This window comes from Camelimonas fluminis (assembly GCF_014656355.1).
Classification (GTDB): domain Bacteria; phylum Pseudomonadota; class Alphaproteobacteria; order Rhizobiales; family Beijerinckiaceae; genus Camelimonas; species Camelimonas fluminis.
In genome coordinates this window covers 3,136-5,539 of the sequence record NZ_BNCG01000079.1, presented here as the reverse complement: position 1 = coordinate 5,539, position 2,404 = coordinate 3,136, and the positions used below count along the sequence as shown (strand labels likewise).

The 2,404-nt window shown below is 57.3% G+C and carries 4 protein-coding genes; all 4 read left to right on the top strand.

Features of this window, described 5'->3' with window-relative positions:
• The coding region (locus IE243_RS23665; RefSeq protein ID WP_244643315.1) for a DNA methyltransferase at positions 1-251 on the top strand (251 nt) is incomplete at its 5' end.
• Positions 248-721, top strand: a complete 474-nt coding sequence (locus IE243_RS21925; RefSeq protein ID WP_191321433.1) for a hypothetical protein — start codon at positions 248-250, stop codon at positions 719-721. The genes IE243_RS23665 and IE243_RS21925, both read left to right, overlap by 4 nt.
• A 419-nt stretch (positions 722-1,140) precedes the next feature.
• The gene (locus IE243_RS21920) at positions 1,141-1,524 is read left to right on the top strand and encodes a hypothetical protein (protein ID WP_191321432.1); all 384 of its coding nucleotides are present in this window, start codon (positions 1,141-1,143) and stop codon (positions 1,522-1,524) included.
• 156 nt (positions 1,525-1,680) lie between these two features.
• A complete protein-coding gene (locus IE243_RS21915; RefSeq protein WP_191321431.1) occupies positions 1,681-2,091 on the top strand; it encodes a hypothetical protein in 411 nt (136 codons plus the stop codon).
• Positions 2,092-2,404 lie beyond the last annotated feature (313 nt).

Sequence of the window (2,404 nt, the reverse complement as noted above, 5' to 3'; positions counted from 1 at the left end):
CAGGCGGCGCCAGCGGATCCGACAAATACTCGCGGAGGTGCAGAGAGGCCGGCCTCCCTGTTCACCCGGCCCGCTTTCCGGCGGAGGTCCCCCGCCGCATCATCGGTCTGACCACCCTCAAGGGCCAGACCGTTTACGACCCAATGGCTGGATCAAACACAACTGGACAGGTCGCTCTGGAAATGGACCGTCGCTTCATCGCATCCGAGGCCGATGCTCGAGTATCTGAAAGGTTCCGCATTCCGATTTGATCTCCGCTCGGATTTTGAATCGTATTTTTGAAAAGCCGCTCAAACGCGAAAATTCCTTCTTCCACGGAACCCTGGTAATGCTGAAAAACGTTGACGCCCCTGCCTTCACCGCCGCCGAAATTAACGAAATGGTGTCTGGACTTATCGTTGACAGCTTCGCCGGCGGAGGGGGCGCCTCAACCGGAATTGAATGGGCCCTCCATCGATCGCCAGACTTCGCGATCAACCACGACGCCGAGGCACTATGCATGGCCGTCTCCACGGCCCGCTGTGCTCCAGGCTCAAGGCTCGACGTGGAGGCCGCCGACATCAACGCGGCAATGCCGAAGCGGGGCCCGACACGTAGCGAAACCGCTACGTCTGCCGCAATTCTGCGCCAGTTTGGCAATTCCATAGCCTCCTCCATCGTGGACCCACTCGGAACGACAACGTGTCACGGTGGCGGCAAATCGGCACGCCGACCTCGATGAGTTTCAAGAAGACATCGGTGAAAGCCGTCTGTTCCGGAGCCATATGGATTTGCAAAACCTGATCGGTTGCGCACGCGTTCTTGCCGAAAATCACACCACTGCCTGTTGGGCCTGTCCCGCTCGCCAATCCCAGTCGCGGGATTCTGGCCAACCCCATCCCGAAAACGTCGCCCGTTTTCGCCGAAGCCCATAACACCGGTATTTCCGGGCACATCTACAGGGACACGCCCTCATTTTTGGCCGCCAACGTCCTCAGCCCACACGCAAAACCATTAACCCGGAAAATTACAACCCTTGACCGTTCCGCTACCCTTGGCTAACTGGGGGAAGCTGACCGGCGGCGCTTTCCCAACCCCGGTGACCGTAACATCGGCTCACCAATTTAACCTGCGATGCGCCTCGCCTAGAGTTCCTGGCTGATGAACGACCCCACCCAAGTGCTCGCTGCACTCACCCTGCTGCAAACAACCACATTCTGGATCGCACTGCGGGTCGCGGGCACATTCTGGTTTGGAAAACGTTGCCTCAGGGGGTCCGACACGAGCCGGGTCCCCCTGTTCTCAACCGGCGACCAAACGCTCGACCGGTACCTCTTCTTCTCAAGCCTCACCATCTGTGCGGTCACGGCACTCATTGTCTCCATGGTGCTCAACAACGAGCTTTCCCGGTGGACTATACTCCCGATATTTGGCGTTGTGGTCGGAACAGACGTAAGCGCAATCTACTCGATGCGACCAGCCGGCGTGAAACTAGGCAGCGACCCCGTAAAAACGCTGTTCGAAAAACTCGACTCCAGGCGCTAAACAGACACTAAAAAAATACGAAATTGCCCGGGCCTTCGCCCGGGTTTTTTTTGCCCAACAAACGCTGCGAAACGCAGCCCCAGACCAGCTTCTGAAGATTGACCTCATTCAGCCGCCAACCCCGGAAAATCACCATGGCACTGGATAAAATCAAAAATGAACCTTACCGCTACCAAACCCCACGAGAAAACAATGCCAAACACCACCACCAAATCCACGATGTACACCCATGAGATCAACTTCACCGACGTGACCATCGGCGCCGACCGGAACGGACGCGCCTACGCAAAGTGGGCCGGCACGACGGTTGTTCGCACCGGCGCCCGCGCCGGCCAGGAGATGAAGATCTTCAGCATGGCATTCGGTGACAACTTCGAACGAATGCGCGATCAGATTTTCGTCGGGAACACCGCACGTTTCGGCGGCTTCCATGATCGTCTGCCGCCCCGCCCGGAGGACAACGGTCGCACCAAGACCACGTTCACCCTGATCCGCCTACAGCCGGTCACCCAGCAGCAGAGCGTCGCTAACACGAACGCTCCGATGAAGATCCCGGCCGCCGCCTGATAAACTTACAATCGCTACAAACTATGAGCCGGGCGCCTGCCCGGCTTTTTCTCATCCAACCCAATAAACCCCACGTAACTAAACGCTTATCGATTTATAGATGTACCCCCTTCCGGGACATGTCTGGCAATCTCGATAGACGGAGTACGACGATTGCGGCTTACTGCCACCGGTGTTGTATGTGTTCTGCGGACCAAGCATGTAAATATCCATCCGTGGCCGATTGCTGCTGTTAGCCATTACCGCCGCTGTCTGCAGGAATGAGTTCAACGCTACGACGTCCTGGCTCGTCATATTGCAACCACCAAGACAG

Excerpts from the sequence above, each read along its gene's own strand:
- IE243_RS21920 (WP_191321432.1), top strand. The coding sequence starts at position 1,141 with ATGAACGACCCCACCCAAGTGCTCGCTGCACTCACCCTGCTGCAAACA.
- IE243_RS21915 (WP_191321431.1), top strand. The coding sequence starts at position 1,681 with ATGAACCTTACCGCTACCAAACCCCACGAGAAAACAATGCCAAACACC.